Raw genomic sequence first — 3,681 nt, 5'->3', positions numbered from 1 at the left:
GCCCGCGCCGTCCTGCGGCCAGTTCACTGTGCCACTGCGGCTGTCTTCCTGCTGCTGCAGTTTGCCCGTGCTGTCGTAGGACCAGCGGCTGGCATTACCAATATCAAAGCAAATGCCGTTCACACTGTTCACACCATAGTGGTACCAGTTAACCATGCGTTTCAGAGGGGTGCCTGCCTATTATGCCTGAGGCTGACAAAGTACACAGAGAGAGCATCTTATTTATTACCATAAAAAATAAAAGCCAGAAGTTCAAAAAACACCATCTGGCTTTTATTCTAAAATAAATTACTTAGGGAATTTTTTATTCTTATAAGATATCCATAAATAAGTAACAGCCCAATTATTGTTATCTCCAGAGATAAAACTTTTAGCTATTACTTCAATATCATCAGATATCCGAGATGATATTTCAGAGTTTTTTATAACCTTAAATGATTGTTTAAATGCCTTTTCTCGTAACATATCAATAAATGAAATATCATCTGCTTTGAAAGTCTTGCTTTCCAGTGCATTAAATACTGCCATCCACTGGTCATCAAATTCAGGCTCATCTCTTAAATCCAGAGCATTATCAGCATCTAATGACTTTAGGAAATCAAAGTTAGCCAGAACAGATAAATACTTATCAATTTCAATGAGACCTTTGTTTTTCATTACATTAATCCTTGCTCCTTACGCCAAACTTCAATTAAATCGACTGCTTTAGATAGAGCCACATCAGATCCTAAATTATAAGTGCCATTCGGAGATTTAACATCTACTTTAATGTCATCCAATCCTGAGTAAGCCTTCCGGTATGCATCAAAAAGCTCTTTATCTGAACCAGGGGAAATCACCTTGTCTTGGTCCGATAAAGTCTCTTTCAGCATCATGTAAACGCCACTCATCATGCTATGGATTTTTTCCTCCAGGGAATAACGTCGGGCGAGTTTTATGTCTGTGACGTCCAACATTCATTGGACACATCTTCTGATATATATTGATATTATTTTTAGAATAACATATAACGCTAAATATGGTTTAATAACGTTTAAAAATCCCTCAGTAAACCATGAATCCATCACTACGCAAAAAAAATGGCATAATAAATATTAATTAATCCTTGCTTAATTATACAGTTAACTCGCCATAAAAAAACATTTCCTCATATGAGAAAATTATTTTTTTGGTATTTGGTACAAAAATAATACTTGATTCATCACTTGGGTAGAAAAAATCACCCCATGATTTTATAACTACACTGGTGGATACAAGAGCTGCAGCTCGTCGCCCCCAGAAAAAAAACAAATTAGATACACCACTTAACCTTGATTGAAAAAATACCTTTGATTCATCAACATCATCAAAATCGAGCTCCATCTTATCAATAATAGTTACATCCGTTTTATTCATTCTCATTAAAATATTAAATGGCAAAACCAAATCCCATAATCTCTCAGATTCATGCTCACTTAAAAAAACGATGTGCTTTTTATCCTCATCAGACAGATGACAGTCATCTGAATTAAAACGCCATGACATCGGGTATAAGCTTTCATCAAAGGTGCGATTATTAATCATAAAATATGTGTCCCTTCCCACTGCTAGGCGATTTTTTCCCAGCGCTATAGTCTGACCATTTAATATGAGGCCGATTATTTTCAGGTGCGTTTACTGTATGTGACTCATTTGGATGATGTTCAAAACCAGTTTTATCCGGATAGTTTTTACTTCCATAATATTCTGGATATTCTGGCGTTTTAGGCCTAGCCTCATTTAATAATTTTTCAGCCGTAGTTTTATCAAAAACTCTAAAGTTAGGCTTGCTGCTCCCGCTATTCCTCATTGTATTAACTGCCTGTTTCCATTCTTTACTACCCGGTTTTATCACTGGTAAATTCGATGCGTCACCGACTTCATTACCTGTTAACCCACATTTTAGCAACCCCAGAGGATCTATCCAAGTCAGGGGGTAGTGCATAAGCATAGAGGTTTAATCCACCAGCCAGCCCTATCGGGTCAAGGTGCGCAATCTAACCGAAGTCCGAGCCGTGCCGTCAGTTTCGGATGTAAATCACCCAATTACCTGCATCATAGTTTATACGCTACCGCCATACCCTGATATTTTCGTTATCTGCACCATTCTATTCTAAGGTCAGAAGGCGTTATTTCTAAAGCACAACGGCGCTATGCTGTGGGCTATTTACCCAATGGCAGCAATACGCCGTTAATTAAATTAAGCTATAAATGGCAGAGAGAGGTAGGGTTTTATACTGGCACCGACGTGACGGTGAATATTATGTGGACTGCATTGTACTGATACTAAGCAGTCCACAGGTACAGGCACTGAGGTAACAACTGGCGCAGGTTAAAAATACGCTCAGTCGAGAAAAACAGTACGTATTAAGTTGAAAAGTCCGAAAATACCAGCCAGCTTATAATTATAAATCGCCAGATTGGTTTAGCAAAATAATTATTGACTCTTTATCATTTAAATGAGTGCAGCGGTAATTAACATATTGAATAGATGAGAAGAGTGTAACAACAATCTCATGGTTTTTATAGTTTAAATTGTTTACTTCCAATAGCAAAACTTCATCTTTCTCTAAAGTAACCGAAGTCATCCCATCCTCTGGATAGCGCAAACTTGTTAAACAGTCAATTAAGGCATGCATATTCTTTCCATAAAAATCAGGAAACCCAAACAACGCCTTCATTGTATTATGGAAATCCTCCATTGTTTCCAGCTTGGAAAAATCAATGGATAATTTTTTTTCTTTCATCACTGCCATCCTCTAAGATCAATTTCAATGAAGGAATCATAATGATCATGACTGTAATAGGCTCTGCCAGACTTTTTATCAAACACAATACGCCTTGCACCTCGATTATTCACACCCGGTGTTTTAACTGTCCACTCAGTATAAGGCCCGCTACCTGTATCCAATCGCTGACTATTTGGGCTTATTTCATGTGAATTTTTAAATGGAATGCCATCTCTAGAGTTAGCCGGCCGGTTCAACTTTATATTATCTACTGTATTTTGTAATTCTCGCATATCTTTCGGAGTCATATTGTGACCCCACTTATCTTTAATAGCAGCATGGGCCTGTCTAGGATTTTTGGCTGAATGAGTGCATTTCAAGCCAAGCGGATCGATCCATGTTAACGGGTTTGATGCATAAGCATATAAATTGATGCCCCCCGCCAGCCCTATCGGGTCCTGCTGCGTGAACCGCCCGCTGTCCGGGTCGTAATACCTGAACAGGTTATAATGCAAACCGGTTTTACTCGCCGCTTCCCTGCGGCTCGCCCTTCGGGCCAGCGCTTACGCGCTGTTCAAATGTGTTCCCGACACATTTGTCTCTGTCCAGGTACTGGCCCTGCATCCGCAGGTTCTGCGCAAAGCCTGCCGCATGGACCGGTGCTTCGCGTAACAGTTTGCCCCAGGCACCCGTCAGCCCTTCCCAGCGCACCCGCCCTTCGTTGTCCGTCAGCCGCTCCGGCGTGCCGTTGGGCTGGCAGTGGAACCAGTAGATTTCCGGGTCGGTGATGCCGTCGATACGCGCCAGTGGTTCATAGCTCCCCTGGTCTGCATACACACAGGTCAGCGGGATGTCGCCGTGCACTTCCTGCAGCAGGCGCAGCCCTTCCCACACAAACCCTGTCGTCACCCGGGTGCTTTCGCTGCCATCTTCC

The 3,681-nt window shown here is 41.2% G+C and carries 5 protein-coding genes and 1 pseudogene; all 6 read right to left on the bottom strand.

The features are described 5' to 3' along the window. Positions 1-288 precede the first annotated feature (288 nt). A complete protein-coding gene (locus tag DES37_RS25225) occupies positions 289-657 on the bottom strand; it encodes a hypothetical protein (protein ID WP_110028274.1) in 369 nt (122 codons plus the stop codon). Beyond that, positions 657-956, bottom strand: a complete 300-nt coding sequence (locus tag DES37_RS25220; RefSeq protein ID WP_245930195.1) for a hypothetical protein — start codon at positions 954-956, stop codon at positions 657-659. Before DES37_RS25220 ends, DES37_RS25225 begins: the two co-directional genes overlap by 1 nt. Before the next feature lie 157 nt (positions 957-1,113). Next, complete coding sequence (locus DES37_RS25215; RefSeq protein ID WP_110028273.1) at positions 1,114-1,563, bottom strand: hypothetical protein; 450 nt, start codon at positions 1,561-1,563, stop codon at positions 1,114-1,116. Then, entirely contained in the window at positions 1,556-1,969 is a 414-nt protein-coding gene (locus DES37_RS25210) for a hypothetical protein (protein WP_110028272.1), read from the bottom strand. Before DES37_RS25210 ends, DES37_RS25215 begins: the two co-directional genes overlap by 8 nt. A 454-nt stretch (positions 1,970-2,423) precedes the next feature. Beyond that, positions 2,424-2,765, bottom strand: a complete 342-nt coding sequence (locus DES37_RS25200; protein ID WP_110028271.1) for a barstar family protein — start codon at positions 2,763-2,765, stop codon at positions 2,424-2,426. Then, positions 2,765-3,681 (bottom strand): annotated as a pseudogene (locus DES37_RS26120) (RHS repeat-associated core domain-containing protein); the annotation flags it as partial. The pseudogene DES37_RS26120 and the gene DES37_RS25200, both read right to left, overlap by 1 nt.

Origin of the sequence: Mangrovibacter plantisponsor (genome assembly GCF_003182475.1) — a bacterium.
GTDB lineage: Bacteria > Pseudomonadota > Gammaproteobacteria > Enterobacterales > Enterobacteriaceae > Mangrovibacter > Mangrovibacter plantisponsor.
This window is presented reverse-complemented; position numbering and strand designations above follow the sequence as displayed.